Below are 25700 nucleotides of genomic sequence, written 5' to 3' on the forward strand. Positions count from 1 at the left end.
TGCGCGGGCTTGCCCCGCGCATCCATCCAATACGAAATCTTTTAGCGATGGATTGCCGGGTCAAGCCCGGCAATGACGGCCGTAGAAGGCGGCGGGTCGCCCATCATATGGCGACAAGCGCATGAATTGCCAGCGCGGCCGCGCCGGGCACTGTTCCAGTCGCCGGGTTGTTGATCGGCCCCTTGTATGCTTTACGGACCAGAATCCCCGCCGCCGGTCCAGCCCGATGCTGTTCAACTCCTACCCGTTCATCCTGCTGTTCTTGCCCCTGGTGTTGGCCGGCTATTTCTGGCTCGGCCGGCGCAGCAATCTCGCACCGGTGATCTGGCTGGCACTGGCCTCGATCGCCTTCTACGCGATCGGCAGCTGGCAGTTCGTGGCGCTGCTGCTGCTGTCGATCGCGTTCAACTACGGCATCGGCCATCTCCTGATCGTGGCGAAGCTCGGCCCATCACCACGCAAGGCGGCACTCGCGCTCGGCGTCGCCGGCGATCTCCTCGTGCTCGGCATCTTCAAATATGCCGGCTTCGCCACCGAGAACGTCAACGCGCTGCTCGGCACGCATTTTGCGCTCCACATCCTGCTGCCGGTCGGGATCTCCTTCTACACCTTCACGCAGATCGCGTTCCTGGTGGATGCCTATCGCGGCCAGGTCGCGGCCTATGCGCTGCCGCATTACGCGCTGTTCGTGACCTATTTTCCGCATCTGATCGCGGGGCCGATCCTCCACCACAAGGACATGATCCCGCAATTCGAGAGGGAGGAGACCAAGCGCCCGGACGGGCATCTCATCCTGTGCGGCGTCATCATCTTCGCCATCGGCCTGTTCAAGAAAACCTGCCTTGCCGACGGCATCCAGCCGCTGGTCGCGCTCGCCTTCGACGCGCGTTCGCCGAGCTTCGACCAGGCCTGGTGCGGTGCGCTCGCCTACGCCTTCCAGCTCTATTTCGATTTCTCCGGCTATTCCGACATGGCGATCGGGATCTCGCTGATGTTCGGTATCTTCCTGCCGGTGAACTTCAACTCGCCCTACAAGGCGACAAGCATCGTCGAGTTCTGGCGCCGCTGGCACATGACGTTGTCGCAATTCCTCCGCGACTATCTCTACATCCCGCTCGGCGGCAACCGCCATGGCCGCGTGCTGCGCTACGTCAACCTGCTGATCACGATGCTGCTCGGCGGGCTCTGGCACGGCGCGGCCTGGACGTTTGTCGTTTGGGGCGCGCTGCACGGCGCCTATCTCTGCGTCAATCACGCCTTCAATGCGTTGGTGCCGACCATCCCGTCGGCTCTTGCGCGCCCGGCTCGCATCGGCGGGACCGTGCTGACGTTTCTCGCCGTCGTCGTCGCCTGGGTGTTCTTCCGCGCCGCGAGCGTGGAATGGGCTTTGCGCGTTCTGCAGGCCATGGCGGATCCCTCGCATATCGTGTTCGGCCGCGAGGAGATCGCGGCGCTGGTGATGATCGCCGTCTACGCCGCATTGGTCTGGCTGGCGCCGAACACGCAAACGCTCCTGGGATACGATCACGCCAACCGCAGGGTCGGCGAGAACTTGCGGGCAGGGCGCATGCGGCCGCTGTTTCTCTATGGCGCATCGCTGGTGCTTGCGTTTGGAATCCTGGGCATCCAGAGCCATAGCGAATTCATCTATTTCCGGTTCTGATGCGCGCTACATTCACCAGTCTCAAGCGTCTTCTGCTCGCGAGCATCGCGTTCTTGCTCGGTGCGGCCGGGCTTACTTATGTCATCGATCCCCTGCAGCTGTTTCGCCCCTCGCGCTCCGCCTTCTATTCCGACGACACGCGCGTGCAGAACGCCGGGCTGATCCGCAGCCAGTCGTTCGACACCGCCTTCATGGGCACCTCGCTTGCGATCCATTTCCGCCAGAGCGACATCGATCGGGCGCTCGGCGTTCGCTCACTCAAGCTGGCGATGACCGGCTCCAACTCGCGCCAGCAGGCCTTCGTGCTTGAGCAGGCGATCGCGCGCGGCGCGAGGCGCGTGATCTGGGAGATGGACGATTTCATCTTCGTCGATGCAGCCGACATCGAGGCCGATCCCTATTTGTCCGTCGATCTCTATCGGAGGACGCCGAAGGGCATCGCGTCCTATCTGTTCAGCGCGGCGATGGCGAAGGAGTCCCTGTTCGCACTGCTGCGTTCGGTCCCGCCGCTGCAGGTGCCGCTGACCCGCGCGGCGCCGTATCTGCCCGTCAAGTTCGCGCTGGCCGATGTCGACGACATCTACGCGCTGCCGCGCGATGTCGACGTCGCGCGCGAGTACAATGCGAGCAAGACGCTCGCTTCGTTCGCTTACATCACCGCGCCGTCGCGCAGCCGCTTTCTCGGCGAAGGCTATGGTTATCAAGCCATGGTGCGGAATTTCGAGCAGGATGCCGTCAGCCTGATCGCGCGCTATCCGGACGTGACCTTTGACATCTACTTCCCGCCCTATTCCATCCTGCAATTCGTGGCGATGCGCGACGCCTCGCCCGGGACGCTGAAGATCGTCTCCGATCTCACGGCGGTGATTGCGGAGCGCCTGACGCAGCGGCCCAACGTTCGCCTCCACGACTTCCGTGCGATCAAGGTAGTGACGCAAGATCTCAACAATTACGGCGACGTCATCCACCACTCGCCGGTGGTGGATGGGATGGTGCTGAAATGGCTGGCGAGCGGGGAGTATCGCGTCGATCCGAAAGCGCCGCTGACGTCGCTGGATGAGCTGAAGGCGCAGGTCGAGGTATATCGGGTGCCGGGGCTGCCGTAGCCCGCCTGAGCGAAGCGACATGCGGGGCCTCGCATAAGGGTCCCCCGGGTGTCGCTTCGCTCACCCGGGCTACGCGACTGCGATCGACTCCCGGTCTCGTGTCCCGGATGCGGTGCGGCGCGAAGTGCCGCTCCGCTGAGCCGGGACCCATTGCGGCCAGGTGGGCCCCGGCTCTGCAGCGCATCACTTCGTGCTGCGCTGCGTCCGGGGCACGAGAGCTAACCTACGCCGCTACCTCTTCCCCGAGATACGCGACCGCCGCTTCCAGCCCGCCCTTGCCATGCGGGATCTTCAGCGCGTTGAGCCCGATCTCGATCACCCCGAGCGTACCGAGCAGCATCGGTGCGTTGACATGGCCCATATGGGCGATGCGGAAGGCCTGGCCCGAGAGGTCGCCGATGCCGGTGCCGAGCACGACGCCGCACTTCTCCTTGCAATAGCGCTGCAATATTGCCGGATCATGCCCGTTGCTCATCGTCACCGTGGTCACGGTGTTGGAGCGCTCGCTCGCTTCCGCGACGTTGAAGCCGAGCACCTGGCCCTCCGACCAGGCGCCCACGGCGCGGCGGGTGGCTTCGCCGAGCAGGCTGTGGCGGCGGAAGGCGTTTTCCAGGCCTTCCTCGTGCAGCAGGTCGATCGCCTGACGCAACGCGAACAACAGATGCACCGGCGCAGTGCCGGCATATTTGCGATAATGCTCGGTGCCCTCGCGCTCGCTCCAGCTCCAATAGGGCGTCGACATGTTCGCCTTCTTGTGCACCTCGAGCGCACGTGCATTGGCGGCGACGAAGCCGAGGCCGGGGGGCGTCATCAGGCCCTTCTGCGAGCCTGACATCGCGACGTCGATGCCCCATTTGTCCATTTCGAACGGCATGCAGCCGAGCGAAGCGACCGTGTCGACCATGTACAGCGCCGGATGGCCGGCCGCCTTGATCGCCTTGCCGATCGCCTCGATATCGTTCTGCACGCCCGAGGCGGTGTCGACCTGGACCACGACGACGGCCTTGATGCTGTGCTCCTTGTCGCGACGCAAGCGCTCCTCGACCTCGCTTGGCCGGACCGCGCGGCGCCAGTCACCCTTGAGCACCTCGACCTCGGCGCCCATCAGCGCTGCCGCATTGCCCCAGCCGATCGCAAAGCGCCCGCTCTCCAGCACCAGCACCTTGTCGCCGCGCGACAGCACGTTGCTCAGCGCCGCTTCCCAGGCGCCGTGACCGTTGGCGATGTAGATGTAGGACTTGCCCTTGGTCGCAAACAGTTTCGAGATGTCGCCGAGCAGGCTCTCGGTCAGATCGGTCATCTGCTTGGAATAGATGTCGATCGCCGGACGGTGCATTGCCCGCAGCACCTCGTCGGGCATCGTGGTGGGCCCGGGGATGGCCAGAAACTCCCGGCCCGCGCGAACGGTCATTGCTGTTGGTCCTTGTTGCCAGAGAACAGATTGGTGGGTCGCTGGTTTGTAGCTTTACGCGGGGCGAGGGCCTTGGAAAAGCGTCCAAAATGCAGGTCTGGTTATCGCTTGGTCTCGCGGCAGCCGGCGGCTTCCGCCTCCTCGACCGAGCAGAACCAGCGGGTGCCCTTGCTGATCTTCATCCTGATCTGGGTGTACCAGCGGCTGGTCGGCTGGTGAAAGATGCACTCTCCGGCGCTGTTGACGTTGCCCTTGATGGTGCAATCCGGGGAGGGCGCGACCGGTCCGGAGGCCGAAGCGAGCAGCACCGCATGCGCTCCGTCGGGCGGCTTGGTGGCGCCGAGGATGACCGTCTTCTTGTTGCGCACGCGCCAGTCCCACGGTGCGATGAAGGCCCCCTGCCACATTCCGGCCTTGGCTTCGCGCGCGGCCTTTTCGTCCGCATCATAGTCGTGGGACATGCGGGTGTAGGCCAGTGCCCAGCCGGCGCGCACCAGCCATTTCTGGATGTCCTCGCCGCCGACCTCGCAGCGCGCCACGGTGCGGCCGCGCCGGTCGATCGAACGGGCATGGCAGACCCAGCTCTTGCCCTCGGCGTATTTGGCGAGCTCGTCGCGCGCTGCGATCCCGCAGGTCCAGCGCTCGGTCTTGTTGTTGAGGCAGAGCTGGTCGACCGCGGGCGCGTCGATGCCGCCGAGCCGGATCCGCGTGTTGCCGATCACGACGGCATCGCCGGAGCGAACTTTTGCCGTGCCGGTGATGTCGGCGGCCTCGGCCAGCGAGGGGAGAGCGAGGAGAGACAGCGCAATCAGGACTTTTCGCAACATGCCGGCCCGCGTGTGATGAAATGATCGATAGAGCGCGTGATTGTGGTCGGCTTTTGGCCGTCGGGCCAGCGTATGCCTAATAGAGAGGCTTTCAACTTCCCGTCATCTTGCGACGGGTTCTCTGCTCGTGTCCCGGACGCGGTGCGGCGTGCAACGCCGCTCCGCAGAGCCGGGACCCAGAAATTCACAGTCACATCTCGCGGAGGCATGGGCCCCGGCTCTGCAACGCACCGCTTCGCGCTGCGCTGCGTCCGGGGCACGAGTCCCTCGGCAAGATCACCCCCGCGCCATCGCCCGCTTGGCCAATGCCAGGCCCATCAGCACGAACGCGGACGTCACCTCGGGACCGCCCACCAGAATCCGCGTCGGCGTCTTCATCTTGTTCCACTCATAGGCGCGGAACGGGCCGCGGCGGCCGCCTTCGCCGATGGCGCCGACGATCACGTTCAGCGCGGGTGCAAAGGCGCGCGGGTCGGCGCCGAGATGGCCGAGCGCGATCAGCGCCAGCGCCGCGTCGAACACGTTCATCTCGGCGGCCATCAGCTCGCCCTTGACGTAGGACAGCACGCGGTGGCGGATGAAGTCGAAATCGCCATTGGGGTCGATCGCGGCCTGCGCGGCAAGCGGCAGCGCCAGGAAGGCCGCATAGCAGCGGCCGAAATAGGCGCTGTAGAGTTCCGGCAGGTAATAGATGTGCGAGCGCGGATTGGCGAAGGCGCCGCTCGCCGCCAGCCGCTTCTGGAAGCCGATGATGCGGTGCACCGTCGCGAGCCGCGCCGGCGTCTCCAGGATCTTCCAGCGCGCCAGATTGCGGAAGCTCACTTCGAGAATGTCGAGATTGAGCGTCGGATCGAGATCGTTGCCGTAGGGCCGCTCGCCGGCGAGGTTGTCGATCCAGGTCGCAACCCCGCCCTCGTAGTCGATATTGTCGTTGATGGGCACGGTTACGCGCGGTTCGTTGACGCCGGCGCGCACCTGGTAGCCGGCGTAGAAATCCAGCAGCGGCTGATCGATGATCGGATCGGTGCAGCCGGCCTGCGTCGCCGCCGAGATCGAGCAGGCCGTGGTGTCGCAATCCGGCACGTAGATGCCGAAGCCGAGGTCCTGCTTGATCTGCGCGAAGTAGCGGGAAAAGCGCGGATGCGGCGGAGGCGCCAGCGCGGTGACGACGTTGAAGCGCGCGCCGTCGATGCCCTCGACCTCCTCGCGGCTGATGTTGACGCAGAAATCCACCATGTCGGCGATGGCGCGCTCGGCCGCGACCTTGTCGGCCGGCGAGGCGAGCCCGGTCTCGCCATAGCTCAGCAGCGCCTCGATGAAGAACGCATCGTAATAGGCCGAGCGGTGCCGGATCTGCACCGGCTCCCACATCGGCTCGGCGATCCCTCGCCAGGGTGGATTGACCACGGCACGCGCGGGCGAGCGCGCGATGAAGACACGGGCGAGGTTGAACAGCAGCGAGGAATTCTTGTAGCCGCGGGCGTTCAGACCTGTGAGCGCCATGATCAGCTCGCGGCCGCGGAAATCCGGATCGCCGATCAGGTTGAAGGCGGCATAGGTCGGCAGGAAGCCGTTCTTGCGCCAGGAGCCGAGCAGATGCTGCGCGCAGTCGCGGATCACGCCGTCGATCTGCGCCTGCGGCGGCGCCGAGCTCGTGAACATCGCCGGCGGCGGCTTGGGATGGTCGAGCGCGATGCTGTCGACGAGATCGGCGACCGGCTGGCCGACCGCCGCCCAGTCGGGCTCGGCCTCGTCGCGGGCGCGCGCCAGCGCCCCGCGCAACGACGTGAGCCTGGCCTCGTCACGCAGCTCGGGCAGTCCGGCCCGCCGCAGCAGCACCCGCAGCGCGGGATTGCCGAGCGCGGTCTTGTAGAATTTGGCCAGATGCGGATCGCCGCCGGCCCGGCCCGACAATACGGGATCGCAGACGTCGTAAAGCGAGGGGCCGTCCTTCCGCGCGGTCAGCGCCCGGCAGGCGGCGCCGGCAAAATAATGAAAGCTCATGAAATACCTGGTCGCGGGGCCTTGGTCGGGGGTCGGCCGGCACGCTCCCATCGGCGCGCCGCCCCCTGCAAGTCGTTGAAAAGGCTACCCGGATTCGCAGGAAATACAAATGTGACGGAGATCATGGAAAAATGCGGCATGAGGACTGCATGATCGACCCCGGAATGCTACGGGAAAGCCAGGAAATCCAGAAATTTATCGGAGAAATTAACGAGCATCGTCAGTAGCTTAGCTCAAATTTTGGGCAATCTATTGCCCGCCACCCTATATCCGGTTAAAGGTTTGTTTGGTGCGGCGCCGCAAATTGCGCGCAATTCGGGGGCACATCCCCGGCCAATCCCTCAAACCTAAAGACGCTATCGCGCTACTCAAACAGTGTGCGCGCGCTTGGCTGGTCTTTGGCACAGGAAACGAACCGAGATGAATGTAAAGCAGCTCGACCTTTCCCGGCGCACCATCGCGTTGGCCGCCGCCCTGATCGGCACGGTCTCGCTGGTGATCGGCGCTCATGCTGCTCTCAACATGCGCGCGATCGATGCTGCCAAGGCCGTCTCCACCGACCAGATCACCGGCTCGATCGGCCAGACCTCGCGCCTCGCTTTGGTCATCGGCAATGGACATTATCCCGACGCCAGCGCGCCGCTGACGCAGTCGATCAACGACGCCCGTGCGCTGTCCTCGTCCCTGCGCAAGAACGGTTTTGACGTCGACATGGTGGAAGACGCGACCAAGGACGACATGGTCCGCGCCGTCAACCGCCTGAAGTCCCGGATCAAGCGCGACACCGTCGTCATGCTGTTCTTCGGCGGCTACGGCGTGCAGGCCGGACGCGAGAGCTACATGCTGCCGGTCGATGCCGTGATCTGGAAGGAAAGCGACGTCCGCCGCCAGGGCGTCTCGATCGATGGCGTGATTGACATGATGAAGGAGCAGGGCGCCAAGGCCAAGCTCGTCGTCGTCGATGCCTCCCGCCGTAACCCTTACGAGCGCCGCTTCCGCTCCTACAGCCACGGCCTCGCGCCGATCAGCGCGTCCGACAATGCGCTGATCCTCTCCTCGGCCTCGCCCGGCAAGGTCGTCGACGACGGCAAGGGCGAGCACAGCGTGCTGGTCAGCGAGTTCCTGAACAACCTCAGTGCGAAGGGCAGCGCCGAAAGCGTCTTCAACAAGACCCGCGTCGCCATCTCCCGCGCCAGCGAAGGCGATCAGGTCCCGACCGTGTCCTCCTCGCTGCTCGAAGACGTCCATTTCGACGCAGCCGGCGGCTAGGTCTTCCGAAGAATGTAGGGTGGATTAGCCGAAGACGTAATCCACCGCTTTTCTGTCGTCAGCGCTGAAAGCAAAGAGGCGGGTTACGCCTTCGGCTAACCCGCCCTACGATTATGCGCTCTGACAGCTAGGACTACTTCGCCGCTTCCGCGGCCATCACCGGGCGCACCGGGTCGCCTTCGCGCAGCAGCGCACCGGCGCGGGCGACGACGACGTCGCCTTCGTTGAGGCCGTCGCGGACCTCGATATTGCCGCCCGACATCAACCCGACCTCGACACGCTTGGTCTCGACGCGGTTGCGGCGGATCACCTGCACCACGGTGCCGGCCGACGAATATTGCACTGATGTCAGAGGCACCGCGACGTTGCAGCTCTGCCCGGTCTTGATCAGCGCGCGTCCGCTCGCTTTCAGCAGCAATCGCTTCTGCGAGGAGATGCCGATATAGACGATGCCCTGCTGGATGTTCGGCTCGACGGTCGGGCCGATGCGGCGCACCTTGCCGTCGATGTCGCCCGCGCCTGCGATCCGCACGGTCGCCGGCTGATTGACGGCGAGCTTGCGCATATCGTTGGTCGCCACCAGACCGACGAGATCGTATTCGCTGCGCGCCACGATCGTGAACAGGGCCTCGCCTTTGGCCGAGGCGAAATTGCCGATCTGGGCGGTCGAGGTCGCGATCACGCCCGCCACCGGAGCGGCGACCTGCAGCGTGCCACCCTCGGGAAGCGCCAGCCGCGCCAGCACCTGGCCGGCGGTGGTGGTGTCGCCGGCTTCCGCCAGCACGTCTGTGACCTTCAGGCCCGGACGTTCGGGCCGCACCGACGTCTCCTCCCGCGCGATGATCGTGCCGGTGGCCTCGACGATGTCGGAGAAACAGGATTTTGCGACTTTCAGCACCGTGACCGCCGGCCCCTTGGGCGCGTCGTCATCGGCTCCGGCCGGAGAGCCACCGAGGATGACCATACCGGCGATGGCTGCGGGACACAGGCTTCGAGCAACGGCGCGGGGCAAATGACGCATCGGAAATTCCACGGGTTCTATGCCTCCAGTCGATAGCAGATGGCAGGGCTGCGGACTATGGCAGCGTTGCCCCAAAAAGGAAGGCCACACCGCCGCAGGTCGTCGCAGCAAGTCTTTGATGAGTCGCGCGAATGGAGAACAGGTTCGCTTTCCCGGGCGGTGCACCGCGGCCGGCACTACTCCCAAAGTGCCGTAGCTCACGGCCTTCTCATCTGCCCGGGTCGCCTGTATTGAACTAGGATCAGGAAGACGCGGCATCGCAGTCGCACAACTTATGGTCGTGATGGGATGCAACGGTTCGTTTGTGAGCAGAATATCGTTCATTTCGAGCGGCTGCTCAACGAAACGGCCGACCCGACGGTGCAGAGCACCGTGCGCGCGTTGCTGGCGTCGGCCAAGCGCCAGTTGGCGCTGCTGAACTCGGCGGCATCAGGGGCCGATGCGACGCCGTTGGAACAGCGTCGGCGTCACCACGGAGACGCTGACACGATCCGGCGGCAATTCCAGCCCGAATTCGATACCTCACCGCATCCTTACATGCTGCTGGACCCCGGGCCGGGCCTTGTCATCGTCGACATCAACGCTGCCTACGCCACGGCCACGCTGACCAACCGGGCGGATGTCGTCGGCCGGTCACTGTTCGAGATATTTCCTGATAATCCCGACGAGCCGCTCGCCGATGGCGTCAGCAATCTCTACAGCAGCCTGAGGATCGTCGGGGAAACCGGGCAGGCGCATGCCATGGCGATCCAGCGCTACGACATCCGCAATCCCGACGGCGTCTTCGTCGAGCGCCATTGGCAGCCGATCAACTCGCCGATCCACGACACCGCGGGCCATCTGGTCTACCTGCTGCACCATGTCGAGGACGTCACGGCACAGGTCACGGCGCGGACGTAAACGATCGTCAGCGGCCGCGATCACCCAGCAGCTTGCCGGTGGCCCGATCAATCAAATGCAGGCGTGTGCAGGCCGGACAGGACACCGACACATGCGTGCGGTCGCCCGGCTCGTCGCCGAGCCGATGCTGCACATTCATCCCTGTCTGCGGGCATTTGAAGACGATCTGACGGTCCATGACCGACATATGACGACAAGGCGCGGTTTCCGAAATTACGGATGTTTACGTAGGTCGGCGGCGTGCGTTCCACGGGCCCCCTCACGGCAGATTCAAAAACTCCACCCAGTTCGGCTTCTTGCCGGTGGGATAGGATTTCAGCTTGGCCAGCGCGCCGCTGCTCGGGTCGATCGCATAGACCGTCATGCTGTCGGAGAGCTCGCCGACCGCGGCGAGATAGCGCCCCGTCGGATCGATCTGGAAGCCGCGCGGCTGCTTCTCGGTCGGCACGCTGCCGATCGTGGTCAGCCTGCCGCTGGCCGCATCGACCTTGTAGGCGGTGAGCGTGTTGGTGGTGCGCTCGGAGGCGTAGAGGAAGCGACCGTCCGGAGTGATGTGGATGTCGGCGGCCCAAGCCTTCTTATCAGGCTCTTTTCCGGTGAAGCCTTCTGGCAATGCGGTGGTGCGCTGGATCTCGTCCCAGGCGCCGCTCCTGGCTTCATAGCTGAACGCGGCGACGTCGCCGTTCAGCTCGTGGACGAGATAGACGAACTTGCCATTGGGGTGGAAGACGAAGTGCCGCGGCCCGGATTTCTCCGGCACCTTGTGCGCCGGCGGATCGCTCGGCGTCAGCGTCCCGGTCGTCGCATCGAAGGCAAAGGCCAGCACCTGGTCGGAGCCGAGATTGGTCGCGAACGCGAAGCGGTTGTCCGGTGAGGGCAGGAAGGCGTGGGCGTTCAGCCCGGTCGGGATCACTTGCTTCGGCTCGCCGGCGACGCCGTCGGCGGAAAGCGGATTCAGCGCGACCTTGTTGCCGCCATAGGAGGCGCTGAACAGGAATTTTCCGCTGCGGTCGATCGCGATGTTCGCCATGCTGTCGGGGAGCGGTCCGTTGCCGACGGGACTGAGCCGGCCCGTCCGGGGATCGATCGCAAAGCTCACCGCGAGGTAGGGCTGCGAGCGGACGCCGGCAATCAGCACGCGGTGGTCGGGCGTGATCGCGAGCGGCGTCGAGGAGCCGGGCTTGTCGACGCCCTTGAAGGCGGCGGTCTGCACCGGGGTCATCTCGCCGCGGTCATCCATCTTGAACACGCTGATGTCGTTGCTGTCGGCGTTGCCGACATAGGCGAAGGTTTCGGCCATGCCGGCGCGGACTCCAGAAACGAGGGCGAGGAAGGCGAGGGTGGTGGCGATCGCAGCGCGTCGCGCCTGGGATGCGATGCGTCGGGCAGGTCTCAACATGGTACTCCTCCTCGCGGGCCGGGTCGCGGCCTTGTCGTTTTGCTCAAGAGGATAGCGGGCGGCGCGCCGCCGCACCAAATTCCAGTTGGGATCGATCGATGCCGAATCGTATCGGTCCGCACCGGATGGGCTGCCGCACTGCCGCAGTGCAGGCGGAAAGATGCATTGCGCCGCACTGGCGCGCCGGTCATCCTGCACTGCAAGAGACGGCGATCCCATGAACCGGTCCAAAGGGCGAAAACAGCCGATGCGGCTTCGAACCAATGCCGCGCAAGCGCATTGAACCGGCATGCCCAGTGAAAACGATCTCGAAGGCAAGCCCGACATGGGCGGCAAGCATGGCGGTCAGGCCGGCCAGCCCGAGCCGCCGCCGCGCCCGCGTGAAGGCGAGCGCGATGAGGACGTCGTGGCAAAGCGCCACACCGGCCAAACCGATCGCGCCCCGCCGCCGACCAAACCAAAATAGCGTCTTGCCGCGCGGTCGTGCCGCGCCTCCTGATGGGAACGGCGGCATCGCCATGCCGTTACCCGTCCCGCAGACGTCAGAGATGGAAACGGAGGCTGGCTCGTGTTTTGGATCTATTGGGACACCGCCTGGTCGCTGATCATCAGCGGCATCTGGGTCGCCACCATCGTCAGCCACCCCGATTCCGAGTTCGTCGAAGTGCAGGCCGCCAGACGGCGGATTTAAGTCCCGACCTCTGCAGAGTTTGTCTCGGCTTAGGTCATGCTGCGCGGCATAAGCAGCGGATCAAGGGGCGGCCGTTGACGTCATACGGCCAGACCATGGTGCGCCCGGCGGGGTTGGCCTCGGTGTTGCGTAGCGCCCGTCGTCGTGCGCGTGCAATGTTGGCCGATGCCCGCCGGGCGTAGTTCCCGCCCGTCTCAGCGAGGCGATAATTTCTGCTCCGCAGCCGGGGTTTCAAGCTGCCACCGCTCCAGGTCCGTTAGACAAGTCTGACGGCCAGTCGGTTGATGTTATCTCGGTGAATTCTCGCGAGATTGTCCTTTGCGTCCGAAATGGTTGTCCCCCTTGCTGTCTCCGCCAGCACGTCGCGTACGCCATCCGTCTAGTGACAATGGGCCTGCGCCACTGATCGCAAGGCTGATCAGACCGGCAAGATAGAGCAGGATGTGCTCGTAACCGACCGGGCCGAACTTCACTCCGTCCGGAGAAATGCCCGCAAGCTTGACGGAGAAAAAGCCGTAAGGGAGATGGACCGTGAAGAGCGCGGTCAGCAACACGACCGACAACGGCACGCTAGCCGCTGCGACAAACGCGCCGGACAGAACGCAAAGGCCACCAATCAGCTCGGTTGCCGTGGTAGCCCAGGCAAAGAACAGCGGGAAGGGCACGTTGATAGCGTGCAGAAACGTCGCGAAGCTCTCGGGGCCGCGGCTCAGCTTCGCCCAGCCATGGACGATGAAGCCATAGCCCAAGACGAGACGAAGCGGCCATGCGCTCCAGCCGGAAAGATTGCCGGCCAGTTTCGCCCAGCCCGCGACGGAAAAGGCGGGACGGTCCGATGACAATGCACTCATGAGGTTCATCCTGATCCTTGTGGTCGAGTGCGCAGCGATCGCCGTAGCCGCTTAAGTGGATCTTAAGGACAATTCCTTCGTCACCAGGTGAGAAAGCAGCGGCCACCGAGATAGCCGGCCGCCACGACGATTGACATCGCGAGCGGATACCAGGTGATCACGAACAGCGGACTGTCATCGAAGCAGTTGAGCGCATAGAACGTTGCGGCGATTGCGCTCGCGGCGAGGCCGGCGACTGCACCGGTCAATCCCGAATCGCGCGGGGCGCCGTCCCGCAGCAAGACGAGGAAGCACGTCAGCGGAGCCAGAGCCAAAAGCGGGATCAGCGTCATGCAGTTGACCGAGTTCGAACCGATCAGGCGGACCATCCACAATGAGCTGGGCACCAAATCGAGCTCGAAAGCTGTCGCCGCAAGCAACAGAAACAGCGGCACTACGAGAATGCCGAGCCGGCCTAGCCCCCACATTGCAGGCGCCGTCAACCGGTAGGCCAGCGTCGTAGCCGGCACCGCCAGCGAGAGCGTAACCACGAATTTGAACAGAAATCGCCAGGTCTCGGCAGCGACCGCAATGTCCGGCCTGGGCCCGATCGCGGCAAAGAAGATTATGGCGTCGAAAGCGACGGCCGAGGCGGTGGTGTAGACGAAGGCGCGAAGGAAGGAGCGCCGCGGCGCGTTATCCGCCGCCAATGCCTTGATGAGTTGGTCCGTCTTCATCGCCTCATGCTCCTGCGATGTGCGAGCTCCTGTCTCACGATGTCCTCGTCGCAAAACGAAGGACCGGGCCTGATCGCCGAGCCTGAGCGGGCGTCTTGTCAGAAGGCAACGGCCAGACGATCTCGGCGCGCAGTCCGCTTCGGTCGCCGCGGTTGAAGAGGTCGAGTCTTGCGCCGTTTGCACGCAGCGCGAGCTCGACGATTGACAGCCCCAGCCCACTGCCCCTGGGGCGCTTGAGCCGGCCGCGGAAGAAGCGGCGTGTGACGAGTTTCAGTTCGTCCGGCGGGATGCCGGGGCCTTCGTCCTCGACGGCGATCACGATGGCGTCGGGGTTCCTGTCGACGCACCAACGCACGAGGCCGGAGTCGGAGGTGTGTTCTACCGCGTTCTCATGCAGATTGCGTAACGCGAGCACAAGCAGCGCGGCATTCGCCGTCACTGTCGTCTCGCGCAACGCTGGTTCGATCTCCACGCGGACGCGATCATGGCCGGGGACGGCGTCGACGATCTCCTCGATGGCGCCGCCGAGATTGACGGCGGCGTCTGGTGGCGCATTGTGGCAGGCGTCGAGATCCGCCATCGCCAGCAATTGCCGAACGAGGCGAGTGGTGCGGTCGACCGCAACCAGGATCTGTCGCAGCGCCCGCTCGCGCACCGCCTGATCACTCGTGCCAATCGCGATTTGCGTCTGGGTCTGCAGGCCTGCCAGCGGCGTGCGCAACTCGTGGGCCGCAAACGCCGTGATCTCGCGCTCATGTCGTCGCGCGCTCTCGACTTTCTCGAACAGCGCGTTGAGTGCGGCCGTCATCGGCAGGATCTCGGCCGGGGCCCGGTCCGCCTGCACCGGGCTCATGTCATCCGCGTCGCGGATCTGAAGTTCGCGCGCAAGCGTGCGCAGCGGCCGCAAGCCGCTGGTGAGGCTGGACCAGATCAGGAAACCGAGCAGCGGAACGATCAGCAGCGTCGGAGCGAGGAGCCCCTTGATGATGCCAGCGACCAGATGCTCGCGAATGCCGAGGCGGTCGCCGACCAGCACGCGGATGCCCTTGTCGGCATCCTCGACGGTGAAGACGCGCCAGCTCTCGCCGTCGATTTCGCGTTGGGAGAAGCCGCTTTCGGTGTCGCTGAGTCTCGAGCGCGGCGCCCCGCGCGACCGCGCGACCAGGCGGCCGTCGAGCGACCATATCTGGCAGGAAAGCTGGCGCTCGTAGATCGGAATTCCTGGAAGTGCGTCGCGGCTTGTCTCAGGGGTTGTGACGCCCTTGGTGGGCACGAGCGAAGCCACCATGCGCGCAGCTTCCTGGAGCCGGGCGTCGAGCACACCTTCAACCTCGTGCTTTGTGCCGACATAGATCCAGCCGATGGCGAACAGCCAGATCACGCCTGTGGCCGCCACCAGGATCAAGAAGAGCCTCATCCGCAGCGACATCATGATGCGCTCACCCGGATGCGATAGCCGATGCCGCGCACAGTCTCGATCGCCTGTCGTCCGAGCTTGGCGCGCAGCTTGTGGATGTGGACCTCGACAGCATTGCTCTCGATCTCCTCTTGCCAACCGTAGAGGCTGGCCTCCAGCGCGTCCTTGGAGCGCAGCACGCCTGGCCGCTCCATCAGCGCTTGCAGCACGGCGAATTCGCGCCGCGACAGCCCGACCCTCTCGCCACGTACGGCCGCCGACATGGTGGCGGGATCAAGCACGATGCCGTTGCATGACAACAGCGGCGACGCCCGCCCATTTTGACGCCGACAGATGGCGCGCAGCCGCGCGCCGAGTTCATCCAGGTCGAACGGCTTGCCGAGATAGTCGTCCGCCCCCGCGTCGAGGCCCTTGACGCGATCGGCGATTTCGTCGAGTGCGGTTAGCAGGAGCACCGGCGTGCGGTCGCCGGCCGCCCGTATGTCGGCGAGCAGATCGAGCCCAGCCCCGTCCGGGAGCATCAGGTCGAGAACGAGAGCATCGAACTCGCTGCTTGCCAGCGCAGCACGTCCGTCCGCGCAGCTCGCCACCACGTCGGCCGTAGCGCCGAACATGCCGAGCCCGGTCCGCAAACCGTCGGACAGGACGGGATCATCTTCGACGACGAGAATGCGCATGGCTTTGTCCTCTGACTTCAAGCCGTCGCCCTGCAGCCTTAAGGCTGGCTTAAGGTGTGCTCCCCAGATCGGCGTTCGCAATCAAGCGAGGCCTTTCATGTCTTACGTGCGGACGATCTTGTTTGTTACCTTTCTGCTTCAGGCCTTTGGGCTCGGCGCGGCCGCGGCGGGCCCAAAACCGCCCGACGAGGCCTTCCGATTCGATGTCACACAAGGTGAAGAGGAAGGCGTCGAGCTCTTCTGGTCGATCGAACCGGGATACTATCTTTATCGCGACAGGATCACGGCAAGCCTCGGCGGCAAGCCGCTCAAGATCGCGACGACACGGGGCGAGACCAAGGACGATCCAACCTTCGGACCGACCGAGGTCTATCACCATGAGGCGACCGCCCTTATCGATGCGCTGCCCGAGACCGGCGAGCTTCGCGTCACCTATCAGGGCTGCGGCGAGAACACGATCTGCTATCCTCCGATCACCAAGGTTGTCGACCTAGCAACGTTGATCGTTCGCGATGCCGACGACAGAGAGGACGGGATGCGCTCGCTGTCCTCGTCGGCGGCCGAGGAGCCGACTCCGACGGTTCCGGGTGAAGAGCCGCCTAACGGTGCGACCACACCCGATCTAGGCGGCAGCCTCGTTTCGACCTTTTTTGCCTTTCTCGGTTTCGGAGTGCTGCTCGCCTTTACGCCGTGCGTTCTTCCCATGGTACCGATTCTGTCGGGGATGCTGACGCGCTCAGCGGAGAAGCTGTCGCCGGGGCGGGGCTTTCTGCTGTCCGCGGCCTATGTGCTCGCGATGGCGGGCGCCTATGGCGTGCTCGGTATTTTCGCCGCCTGGTTCGGGGGAAACCTTCAGGCGATCCTGCAGACTCCGATTGCCGTCGGCCTGATGAGCCTCATGTTCGTCATGTTGGCTCTCTCGATGTTCGGATTCTATCAACTGCAGGTGCCGCATGCGTGGAGCGCGCGGTTGACGGTCGGACCGGACCGCGCAGGATCGATCGGTGGGGCCGCGCTGCTCGGCTTCACCTCGGCTCTGATCGTCGGTCCCTGCGTGACGCCGCCGCTGGCCGCGGCACTGGTCTATATCGCGCAGAGCGGAAATGCGATGCGAGGCTCGGCGGCACTGTTCGCTCTCGGCCTCGGCATGGGTCTACCGTTGCTGGCGTTCGGAACGTTCGGGGCGACGGCTCTGCCGAAGTCCGGGCCTTGGCTGGTCCGTATCAAGCAGGCGTTCGGTATCGTCTTCATCGGCGTCGCCATCTGGATGATGTCACGGATCCTGGCGCTGTCCTCGATCGCGTTCGCGTGGGGCGCGTTTGCTGTCGGCATCGCCCTGTGGCTTGGCTGGCCGGAAGCCGGCCAGACACGGCGGCATTGGCGACGCGTGGCGTCCGTGGCGGCGGCCGGTGCGCTCGCGATCTATGGTGGGCTTTTGACCATTGGCGGCATTGCCGGCTGGTATGCCCCTCTGCAACCATTCGCTTGGGCGGGCGTGACCCTGCCGATCGCCGCGCCAGGGCTGGAATCCGACAGCTTTCAGACAGTAACCAATGAGCACGATCTCGACACGGCTATCGCGGCCGCCGGTGCGGAGGGCCGCCCAGTCCTGATCGACTTTTCGGCCGCGTGGTGCACCGAGTGCCGGTTGATGGAGCGTGCCGTCTTCGCGGATGAGGCCGTGCGCCAGCGGTTGAGGGCGCTGCGTCTGATCCGGGCCGACATGACCCGGTACGACCTTGCGAGCAAGAAACTCATGGAACGGTTCTCGGTCGTCGGACCTCCAACGCTGGTCTTTCTCAATGCCATGGGGCGGGAAGTCGACGGCACCAGAACTGTCGGTACAACCGCAGTGCACGATTTCCTGGACAAGATCGCCGTAGCCGAGCGCGGCTAACGCAACACTCCCTGGAGCAACACATGAACAAAGCAGTCTCCCGCTCGACCTTCCTGCGCCTCGCCGGAGCCGCCGCGCTGCTGCTCACCAAGACCCTCGCGCACAGCGCCGAGAACGAAATCACAAGCGAGATGATCCTTGCCGATCCCGAGGCCCCGACAGCGGGCAACCCTGAAGGCGATCTCACGATCGTGGACTTCTTCGACTACAATTGCCCGTTCTGCAAGGATGCCGCCGTTCATCTCGAGCGCCTGGTGAAAGCCGACGGAAGGATAAGGCTCGTCTACAAGGATTGGCCGGTCTTGGCCCCGAGCTCGATCGTCGGGGCCAAGCTCGCGCTTGGGGCGAGATACCAGGACAAATATCTCGTCGCGCATCACGCCTTGATGAGCGTCCCCGGCTACGGGATCTCGCAGCAGCAGATGATCGACGCCGTGCGTAAGTCGGGCGTCGACATGAACCGCCTCGATGTCGATATCAAGGCAAATGACGCCAAGATCACCGGTCTGCTCAAGCGAAACCTGGCAATCGCCGATGCGGTCGGCTTCCAGGGAACGCCGGGCTTTCTCATCGGGCCCTACAAGGTCAACCAGGCGCTCACTTACGAAGGTTTCCAGCACGCCGTGGCCGACGCCCGCGCCAGGCAAGCCGGTCAGAAGGCCGGTTGACCGGCATCCAATTAGGGAAAGCCCGCTCATGTTCGCCCATCTTCAGAATGCAGCCAGGACGCTATTCCTGGCGGCCACACTTCCCCTGACCGTGGCAGGATGCGTCACGACCGATGCGGCTGGCCTTGACGGACGCCAGTTGGCCGGCGCGGCGCATTACGCGGCGATCGCGTCGGAGAAGTCCCGGGTCGATGCGATCGACGTGTCGGTGGTCGACCCGCGCTTTCTGCGCCAGGTCGTCGTTTACCGCACGAGGGAACCTCCTGGGACCATCGTAGTCGATCCGCATAATCGCTTACTCTATCTCGTCGAGGAAGGCGGCAAGGCCGTTCGCTACGGGGTCGGGGTCGGTCGCGCCGGCCTTGAATTCACGGGCACGGCGAACATCCAGCTCAAGCGGGAGTGGCCGCACTGGACGCCGACGGTGGCCATGATCGCACGCGAGCCGAAGCGCTACGCCAGATGGGCGCGCGGTATGGAGGGCGGAGAGGGAAACCCGCTCGGCGCGCGTGCGCTCTATTTGTTCAAGGGCGGACGAGATACCCGCTATCGCATCCATGGCACGACCGAGCCGCAGTCGATCGGCAAGGCGGTCTCGTCCGGATGCATCCGCATGATGAACCAGGATATCATCGATCTCTATGGGCGGGTGCCCCTGCACACGAAAGTCGTGGTGCTTTAGGGGGCCTTGCCTCAGGCCGCCGCCTGCGTCGCCAGGAGCTGCTTCAACTTCGCCGCCGGCACCGCCGGGCTGAACAGCCAGCCTTGCATCTGGCTGCAGCCGAGCTTTCGCAGCACCTCGCGCTGGGCCTCGGTCTCGACGCCTTCGGCGGTCGTCGCCATGTGGCGCGCGGCGGCCATCTGCACCACGGCCTGCACGATCGGGGAGGAATCCTCGGGCTCGCCGATGTCGCTGATGAAGCTGCGGTCGATCTTGATCTTGTCGAACGGGAAGCGGTGCAGATAGCTCAGCGAGGAATAGCCGGTGCCGAAATCGTCGAGCGCGATGCGCACGCCGAGCTCGCGCAATTGCTGCAGGATCGTCAGCGCCTCCTCGTCGTCGCGGATCAGCACGGTCTCGGTGATCTCGAGCTCGAGCCGCCCGGGTGCAAGCCCCGACTCTGCGAGCGCGGCGGCGACCTTGAGCGCCAGCGTCCGCGAGCGGAACTGCACCGGTGAGACGTTGACGGCGACGTGAATCTGGCCGGGCCAGGAGGCGGCCTCCAGGCAGGCCTGCCTCAAGACCCATTCGCCGATCTCTGCGATCATTCCGGTGTCTTCCGCCACCGGAATGAACTCCGCCGGCGAGACCATGCCGCGCTCGGGATGGCGCCAGCGCAGCAGCGCTTCGCAGCCGGTCACGACATTGGCCGCGAGATCGACCAGCGGCTGGTAATGCACCTCGAACTCGCCGCGGGCCAGCGCCTGGCGCAGATCGAGCTCCAGCTGGCGGCGCAGCCTCGCTTTGGCGTCGTATTCGGGCGTGAAGATGCGGTAGGTGCGACGGCCCTCCGACTTCGCCGCATACATCGCGAGATCGGCGCGCTTGAGCAAATCGTCGAGATTGTCGCCGTGATCGGGCGCGATCGCGATGCCGATGCTGGCATCGGTCGGGATGTCCTGGCCCCTGCAATCCACCGGCGCACGCAACGCCTTGAGGATATTTTCCGCCAGCACCGATAGCTCGGCGGGATCGCGGGTCTCGGCCTTCACGATCGCAAACTCGTCGCCGCCGAGCCGCGCGACGAGGTCGTTGCCGGAAACGCAGGCGCGGAGGCGGTTCGCCACCTGGCGGAGCAGCTCGTCGCCAACCTCGTGTCCGAGCGAGTCGTTGACGCCCTTGAACTCGTCGACGTCGATATAGAGGATGGCGAACGGCTTGCCCTGGCCGAGCTCGGCGACGCGCCGCTCCAGATGGCCGCGCAGCAGCACGCGGTTGGGCAGGTCGGTCAGCGCGTCGTAATGCGCCAAATGGGCGATGCGCTCGTCGGCGCGGATGCGTGCGGTGACGTCGTCATGGGTCGCGAGCCAGCCGCCGGCGGCGCCGGGTTGGTTCTTGATCTCGATCAGCCGGCCATCAGCCGTTTCGACGATCGCGCTCTGGGTCCGGCCGGCGTTGCTCAGGATGTCGTCGCAATAGCTCTCGACGTCGCCGTGGAACGAACCGGTGTCGCGGCGATGCCGGATCACGTCGCGGAAATCGGCGCCGGGCTTCACCACTTCGGGGGACAAGCCGTACATCTCGATGTAGCGGCTGTTGCAGACGATCAGCCGCTCGTCCTGGTCGAACATCAGCAGCCCTTGCGTCATCGTGTTCATCGCGGTGTCGAGCCGCTGCTTCTCCAGCGAGAGCCGGTGCGTCACCTGGCGGAAGACCAGGAACAGCGTCAGCACCAGCAGGCTGATCGACAGCACGGCGATGGTGACGAAGAATTTCGTCTGCGTATGCCATGTGGCGAGCGTCGCATCGAGCGATTTGGTCGCGACCACGACCAGCGGCTCGCCGGTCAACATGCGCGAGGCGACGATGCGGTCCTTGCCGTCCATCGGACTTGCAAGCTGCATCGTGACGAAGGTGCGGTCGAACACCGCCATCTGCTCCGGCGTGCCCTTGCGGAAGTTCTGGCCGATCATTGCATCGACGCGCGGAACGCGCGCCAGCAATTGGCCATTCTGGTGGTGCATCGCGATCGAGGAGTCCTCGCCGAGTCCGGTCGAGGCAAAGAAGGACTCGAGTTGGTCGGGCGTGATCGCGCGGGAGACCAGTCCAAGGAACTCGCCATGCGGGCCGGACACGCGCCGGGCGAACACGATCGCCGGTCCGCCGCCGAACCGCCCGGGCACGACCTCCACGTCCTCCTGCACAACCGGATCGTTCTTGAGCCGATTGAAATAGCCGCGGTCGGCGACCGAGATATCGGCGACCGGCCAGCGGCGCGACGAGTTGATCAGCATGCCGCTGGAATCGAACAGATTGGCGCCGGCGACGTCGGACCAGCCGCTTGCTTTTGCACGCATGACCTCGTGCATCGCCAGCGTGCCCATCTCGCTGCGGAAGATGTCGGCGGATTCGATGCCGCGGCTCTCGAGCTCGGCGATGATGCTCTTCTGCAGCACCGCGAAATCCTCGAACTCGCGGTCGAAATGCCGGGCCAGCAGGCGCACGGAGCTTTCAAGGCTGTCGCGGCCGCTCTCGATCGCGTTCTGCCGGAAGCGGTCGACAGTGAGCGCGGTGCCGATGGCGGTCGCGGCCATCAGCACGAAGCCGCCGACGATCAGCCATGTCAGTGGCGCTCCCCGCCAGCGACGGAGCAACGCGCGCATGCGCGCGGTCCATCGGATCGATGTGCCCATGCAGCCCTCCCGTGGGATGCAAGGTACGGCAAAACCGACAAGACCCCGTTACCATCGAAGGTTAGGAAAGGATGAATAGGAGTGGAATCAAGGGTTTGGTTCCAGCGCGGAGTTGTGTTGGGCCCACCAAAGTCGCCGCAGCGTCACGGACGGGCTTCATCCCGGGCATGACGATCGCGGCACAGTTTTCACCGTTTGATCTGCCAGTTCAGCGCTTCCGCGTTGCCCTTGGCGAACATCTTGGGCACGTCGAAGGTACCGGTCTTGAGGTCATAGCGGCATTTCCAGTCGGCCAGCCCCTTCACGGCGATGTTCTTCGGATGCTTGTCCATTTCGCCCGACAACGAGATCAGCAAATAGCGGTTGTCCGGCCAGTCGACGCCGAGCCATCGATAGGCGGTTTCGGTGCCTTTCATCAGATTGGCCGAGATGTGGTAGTCGAGCTTCATGTTCCCGGTGTCGGGACGGCTGTGGAAATAGGACCAGGCGAGATCGCTGAGTGATCGCTTCGTCGCGCTGACGAAGGCGCCGTTCTCGACATGGTAGAGAAACAGATCCTGCTCGCCGGAGCCGGTCTTCTGCATCCGCACCAGCCATTGCGAGTCGCTGGTGAAGCGAAAGCCGGCCGGATAGCCCTGCTCGGGCTTCAACTCCGTCATCTGCTCGCCGCGTCGCGCCCAGACCTGCCATTTGACGTCGAAGAGGTCTTCGCTGTCCTTGATGTACTGCTCGAGCCTGGTCGCACCGTCGGGCGAGGTGAAGGCGAGCTCGGAATTGTCGGAAAGGACGAAGCCGGGCGGCGGGCCGGAGGCAGCGAGAGCAGGGGCGGCGGCGAGCGTCAAGGCAAGTGCCAGCCACGCGGCAGGACGGCGAAAGGGGATCACAGGAAATTCCTTGAAGAATGCAGCGATGCGGCCTCGAATGATTTGACGCCGGCAGGGGGGTGCCGGTTCATCCTTGATAGGCGCCGGGGCGGGGCTATCATCCCATCGACCGTCTTGCTGCCGCAGCCAAATCGGCGCACCTTGCCGCCCTCGGTTGATTTGCCACCCAAGGTTCTTTTCCGATGATGACCGTATCCAAGGCCTTCATTGCTCTTTGCCTGCTCGCACTGGTCGGCACGGTGCTGGTGATCGGTCCGACCGAGCTGCGACGCCTGCTGCCGGGCGGGACCAGCACCGATATTGCCGCCAAGCCAGAGCCCAAGGTCGAGCCCAAAGCGGTGGCCAAGGTCGAACCCAAGGGCGAAACCAAGGTCGAAGCCAAGGTTCAGGCCAAGGCCGACCTCAAGCCCGAGTCCAAGTCGGAGGAGCCCAAGTCGAATCTGTCCAAGCCGGATCAGCCCAAGCCGGATCAGCCGAAGCTTGCCGCCACCACGCCCGCAGCTCCAGCCGCAGCGCCGGCGCCCGAGCCGAAGGCCGCTGCGCTGGCCGAGATCCAGAAGCAGGCCGCGGCGCTGCCAGACCTCGCGCCCGCCAATCCGCCGGCGGCGGTCGCTGACACCGGCCCCCGTTTCGACGTCGCCCGCGTCGACGATCACGGCGAGGCGGCGGTCATTGCGGGCCGTGCCGTGCCGGGGGCCAAGATCGAGCTGCTGCGCGACGGCAAGCCGCTCGACACGGTGACTGCCGACGCCTCGGGTCAGTTCGTGATGACCCCGCCGCAGCTTCCCGCCGGTTCCTATGAATTGACACTCCGCGCCAAGGCGCCGGATGGCACGGTGACGACGTCCAGCCGCACCATGCCGGTGACCATCGCCGAGGCGGCGCCGCCGCCCCCGCGCCCGGCACAGGTGGCGAAGCAAGAGACCAGGCAGGCCGAGAAGCCGGACGACAAATCGGACGTCGTGGCGTCCCTGCCGTCGCATCTCGCCTCGGCATCCGACAGGTCCGCGGCCCGGCCGAGGCTGGTCGGCGCGCCGAAACCCCGGGTCATGGCGCGGGCACCGGCGGCGACGACGATTGCATCCGCCTCGCCCGCGGAAATCCTCAACGCCGCGCCGGTGGAGCCAGGCAGCCGGGTGATCTCCCGCGGCGACAGCCTGTGGGCGCTCAGCCGCCTCGCCTATGGCGACGGCGCCCGCTACGCCGTGATCTTCAAGGCCAACCGCGACAAGATCCACAACCCCAATCTGATCTATCCCGGCCAGACCTTCGTGATGCCGCAAAAGGCGGAGTGAGGGCGAGCTGTCCTCTCTCGTTTCCCGCAAGCGCGGGACGATCGCTCACGATTTCGCCTGCAGCCCTCCTTCGAGACGCCCGCCTTCCGGCGGGCCCTCAGGATGAGGACCGAGTGTGTGGCACCCGGTTCAACAAGCTCCGATGCTGCTGAGCCTCATCCTGAGGAGACCGCGCAGCGGTCTCGAAGGACGAGGCGTGCGCTCAGGTCACCGCCGAGCATCATTGCGCAGACCTGGATAAGCCATCGCCCGCGACGCTTTGCCCTGTGCCTCCAAGGAACATTTGGTTCCCCGGCGCGTCATCCCGGCTGCGACGTATTGCATGCGGGGCAGCCGGGAGGAGGCCGAATTGGTCAGGTCTGCGGTCATGTCGGGACGCACGAAACTGGCGCTGGCCGGCGCGGCCATCATGATCGCAACCGTGCTGCTGCCGGTGAAGGCCGAAGCGCAGTTCGGCTTCCGCGGCGGTCCGCTCGGCGTTGCGCGTTTCGCCGTCGGCCATATGCTCGGCATGTCGCGCCTGCGCCATTCCCGCATGGCGGTGCGGGGCAGCCGATACCGCTCCGCCGCGTTGAGATCACAGGATCCGCGCGGCGCCGAGCGCGGCCAACCCGCCAACCCCTACGTTCTGCGTGCGGCGCTCACGGCGCAAGCCGCGCTTGCGGGCTGGCACGGCGGCCGCCGCCCGCAAGGCTGGTGGCGTCATCCGGATGGCAGCTACGGCTGGGTTGGCCCGGTGTTCTGGCCGTTCGCACATGACGACCTCACCAACGCCGTCGTCCTCGGCGATGCGACCAGCCTCTCGCTCTACGGCTATGGCGATATCTATGCCGCGCTCTTCGCGCCCTATGCGGCGACCGAGCTCGCGGCCTACACGGCATCGCAAGGCCGCCGCGGCCGGCGCGTCCCGGCCGCCGAGACACTGTGCGAGGCCAGCGACACCGGCGGCCTGCCCGTCGAACGCATCGCAGAGGCGGTCGCACCGAACGAGCTGCAGCGCACCGCGCTCGACGAGCTCGCATCGGCCTGGAATGCCGCACGCGACAGCATCCGCGCGGCTTGTCCGGCACAGGCCCCCGCCACGGCCGCGGACCGCCTCGGCCTGATGCGGGAGCGGCTCGAGGCCATGATCAAGGCCATCGACGCGGTCGCGCCGCCGCTGGCGAAATTCACAGGTCTGCTCGACGACGATCAGAAGGCGAAATTCGAAGCGCTGGGCCAAAGCCGCCGCGCCGCGCTCGCGGCCGTGCAGCGCAAGGATGCGAAAGCCTCGCGCGCCTGCGATCCCGACAGCGATCCACGCTATGACGAGAAGCTGCAGCGTCAATACGAGCAGCTGGTGCAGCAGCAATGGCCGGCGAACGACATCGCCACCACGCTCCGCCTCGACGACACCGCCCGCGCCCGCTTCGAGGTGCTTCAGGACACCGCCCTGCGCACCATGCAGACGCTCAGCGCCTGCCCGTCACAGACGCCGGAGACGCCGCAGGCCCGCCTCACCGCCGTGAAAGCGCGGCTGCAGACGATGCTGCAGGCCGTGAACGGCGTCGCCGATGCGCTCGACGATTTCGAGGCGGATCTCACCGACGAGCAGAAGGCCGGTTTCGAAGCCATCGGGCCGAAGCGGGGCGCGTGAGGCGCGACCGCAAC

Annotated in this window: 23 protein-coding genes; 11 read left to right on the top strand and 12 right to left on the bottom strand. The window is 65.2% G+C overall.

What is annotated here, in order from left to right; genetic code table 11:
* Positions 1-226 precede the first annotated feature (226 nt).
* Both CIT40_RS02245 and CIT40_RS02250 read left to right on the top strand, forming a co-directional pair.
* On the top strand, positions 227-1663 hold the full coding sequence (locus CIT40_RS02245) for an MBOAT family O-acyltransferase (RefSeq protein WP_094897303.1): 1437 nt from the start codon (positions 227-229) through the stop codon (positions 1661-1663).
* Positions 1663-2769, top strand: a complete 1107-nt coding sequence (locus tag CIT40_RS02250) for a hypothetical protein (protein WP_094897301.1) — start codon at positions 1663-1665, stop codon at positions 2767-2769. The genes CIT40_RS02245 and CIT40_RS02250 overlap by 1 nt, the downstream gene beginning before the upstream one ends.
* A 223-nt stretch (positions 2770-2992) precedes the next feature.
* Here CIT40_RS02250 and CIT40_RS02255 read toward each other — a convergent pair whose 3' ends face one another.
* The 3 genes from CIT40_RS02255 to CIT40_RS02265 all read right to left on the bottom strand — a co-directional run bounded on the left by CIT40_RS02255 (position 2993) and on the right by CIT40_RS02265 (position 7011).
* Positions 2993-4180 (bottom strand): pyridoxal-phosphate-dependent aminotransferase family protein, encoded by a 1188-nt coding sequence (locus CIT40_RS02255; RefSeq protein ID WP_094897299.1) that lies wholly within the window; start codon positions 4178-4180, stop codon positions 2993-2995.
* Positions 4181-4281: 101 nt separating this feature from the next.
* On the bottom strand, positions 4282-5007 hold the full coding sequence (locus tag CIT40_RS02260) for a thermonuclease family protein (RefSeq protein ID WP_094897294.1): 726 nt from the start codon (positions 5005-5007) through the stop codon (positions 4282-4284).
* Positions 5008-5283: 276 nt separating this feature from the next.
* Complete coding sequence (locus tag CIT40_RS02265; RefSeq protein ID WP_094897291.1) at positions 5284-7011, bottom strand: hypothetical protein; 1728 nt, start codon at positions 7009-7011, stop codon at positions 5284-5286.
* 420 nt (positions 7012-7431) lie between these two features.
* Here CIT40_RS02265 and CIT40_RS02270 point away from each other — a divergent pair, with 420 nt between their 5' ends.
* Positions 7432-8280: a caspase family protein gene (locus tag CIT40_RS02270; RefSeq protein ID WP_094897288.1), complete on the top strand. Its 849-nt coding sequence runs from the start codon at positions 7432-7434 to the stop codon at positions 8278-8280.
* 133 nt (positions 8281-8413) lie between these two features.
* On the opposite strand, the gene CIT40_RS02275 is transcribed toward CIT40_RS02270, so the two are convergent.
* Positions 8414-9301 carry an efflux RND transporter periplasmic adaptor subunit gene (locus tag CIT40_RS02275; RefSeq protein WP_162307316.1) on the bottom strand — a complete coding sequence of 296 codons (888 nt, stop codon included), beginning with the start codon at positions 9299-9301 and terminating at the stop codon, positions 8414-8416.
* Positions 9302-9589: 288 nt separating this feature from the next.
* Between CIT40_RS02275 and CIT40_RS02280 the strand changes: the two genes are divergently transcribed.
* Complete coding sequence (locus CIT40_RS02280) at positions 9590-10201, top strand: PAS domain-containing protein (protein ID WP_094897282.1); 612 nt, start codon at positions 9590-9592, stop codon at positions 10199-10201.
* 7 nt (positions 10202-10208) lie between these two features.
* Here CIT40_RS02280 and CIT40_RS02285 read toward each other — a convergent pair whose 3' ends face one another.
* Both CIT40_RS02285 and CIT40_RS02290 read right to left on the bottom strand, forming a co-directional pair.
* Positions 10209-10379 (bottom strand): hypothetical protein, encoded by a 171-nt coding sequence (locus CIT40_RS02285; RefSeq protein WP_167443325.1) that lies wholly within the window; start codon positions 10377-10379, stop codon positions 10209-10211.
* 81 nt (positions 10380-10460) lie between these two features.
* Positions 10461-11600, bottom strand: coding sequence for a lactonase family protein (locus CIT40_RS02290; protein ID WP_162307317.1), 1140 nt, complete (start codon positions 11598-11600; stop codon positions 10461-10463).
* A 289-nt stretch (positions 11601-11889) separates the two neighbouring features.
* On the opposite strand from CIT40_RS02290, the gene CIT40_RS02295 reads away from it, so the two are divergent.
* Together CIT40_RS02295 and CIT40_RS02300 are read left to right on the top strand one after the other, a co-directional pair.
* Positions 11890-12066 carry a hypothetical protein gene (locus CIT40_RS02295; protein ID WP_155525985.1) on the top strand — a complete coding sequence of 59 codons (177 nt, stop codon included), beginning with the start codon at positions 11890-11892 and terminating at the stop codon, positions 12064-12066.
* Between the two features lie 102 nt (positions 12067-12168).
* Positions 12169-12291, top strand: coding sequence for a hypothetical protein (locus tag CIT40_RS02300; RefSeq protein ID WP_283810056.1), 123 nt, complete (start codon positions 12169-12171; stop codon positions 12289-12291).
* Between the two features lie 287 nt (positions 12292-12578).
* Here the strand turns inward: CIT40_RS02300 and CIT40_RS02305 are convergent, their stop codons facing one another.
* The 4 genes from CIT40_RS02305 to CIT40_RS02320 all read right to left on the bottom strand — a co-directional run bounded on the left by CIT40_RS02305 (position 12579) and on the right by CIT40_RS02320 (position 15952).
* A complete protein-coding gene (locus CIT40_RS02305) occupies positions 12579-13142 on the bottom strand; it encodes a DoxX family protein (protein ID WP_094897334.1) in 564 nt (187 codons plus the stop codon).
* Positions 13143-13222: 80 nt separating this feature from the next.
* Positions 13223-13858 (bottom strand): NrsF family protein, encoded by a 636-nt coding sequence (locus CIT40_RS02310; protein ID WP_094897276.1) that lies wholly within the window; start codon positions 13856-13858, stop codon positions 13223-13225.
* Between the two features lie 34 nt (positions 13859-13892).
* The gene (locus CIT40_RS02315) at positions 13893-15290 is read right to left on the bottom strand and encodes an ATP-binding protein (protein ID WP_094897273.1); all 1398 of its coding nucleotides are present in this window, start codon (positions 15288-15290) and stop codon (positions 13893-13895) included.
* Complete coding sequence (locus CIT40_RS02320; RefSeq protein WP_094897270.1) at positions 15287-15952, bottom strand: response regulator; 666 nt, start codon at positions 15950-15952, stop codon at positions 15287-15289. The genes CIT40_RS02315 and CIT40_RS02320 overlap by 4 nt, the downstream gene beginning before the upstream one ends.
* A 97-nt stretch (positions 15953-16049) precedes the next feature.
* Here CIT40_RS02320 and dsbD point away from each other — a divergent pair, with 97 nt between their 5' ends.
* Genes dsbD through CIT40_RS02335 form a run of 3 tightly spaced genes read left to right on the top strand, consistent with a single transcriptional unit; the run spans position 16050 to position 19199 of the window.
* Entirely contained in the window at positions 16050-17849 is a 1800-nt protein-coding gene (dsbD, locus tag CIT40_RS02325; RefSeq protein WP_162307318.1) for a protein-disulfide reductase DsbD, read from the top strand.
* Positions 17850-17872: 23 nt separating this feature from the next.
* A complete protein-coding gene (locus CIT40_RS02330; protein ID WP_094897264.1) occupies positions 17873-18517 on the top strand; it encodes a DsbA family protein in 645 nt (214 codons plus the stop codon).
* 28 nt (positions 18518-18545) lie between these two features.
* Positions 18546-19199 carry a L,D-transpeptidase gene (locus CIT40_RS02335; protein ID WP_094897261.1) on the top strand — a complete coding sequence of 218 codons (654 nt, stop codon included), beginning with the start codon at positions 18546-18548 and terminating at the stop codon, positions 19197-19199.
* An 11-nt stretch (positions 19200-19210) separates the two neighbouring features.
* On the opposite strand, the gene CIT40_RS02340 is transcribed toward CIT40_RS02335, so the two are convergent.
* Positions 19211-21871: a bifunctional diguanylate cyclase/phosphodiesterase gene (locus CIT40_RS02340; RefSeq protein WP_094897258.1), complete on the bottom strand. Its 2661-nt coding sequence runs from the start codon at positions 21869-21871 to the stop codon at positions 19211-19213.
* Between the two features lie 188 nt (positions 21872-22059).
* Positions 22060-22755: a hypothetical protein gene (locus tag CIT40_RS02345; RefSeq protein WP_162307319.1), complete on the bottom strand. Its 696-nt coding sequence runs from the start codon at positions 22753-22755 to the stop codon at positions 22060-22062.
* 182 nt (positions 22756-22937) lie between these two features.
* Between CIT40_RS02345 and CIT40_RS02350 the strand changes: the two genes are divergently transcribed.
* Entirely contained in the window at positions 22938-24050 is a 1113-nt protein-coding gene (locus CIT40_RS02350; RefSeq protein ID WP_094897255.1) for a LysM peptidoglycan-binding domain-containing protein, read from the top strand.
* 367 nt (positions 24051-24417) lie between these two features.
* Positions 24418-25686, top strand: a complete 1269-nt coding sequence (locus CIT40_RS02355; protein ID WP_244611897.1) for a Spy/CpxP family protein refolding chaperone — start codon at positions 24418-24420, stop codon at positions 25684-25686.
* Positions 25687-25700 lie beyond the last annotated feature (14 nt).

This window comes from Bradyrhizobium amphicarpaeae, from assembly GCF_002266435.3.
Lineage (GTDB): Bacteria > Pseudomonadota > Alphaproteobacteria > Rhizobiales > Xanthobacteraceae > Bradyrhizobium > Bradyrhizobium amphicarpaeae.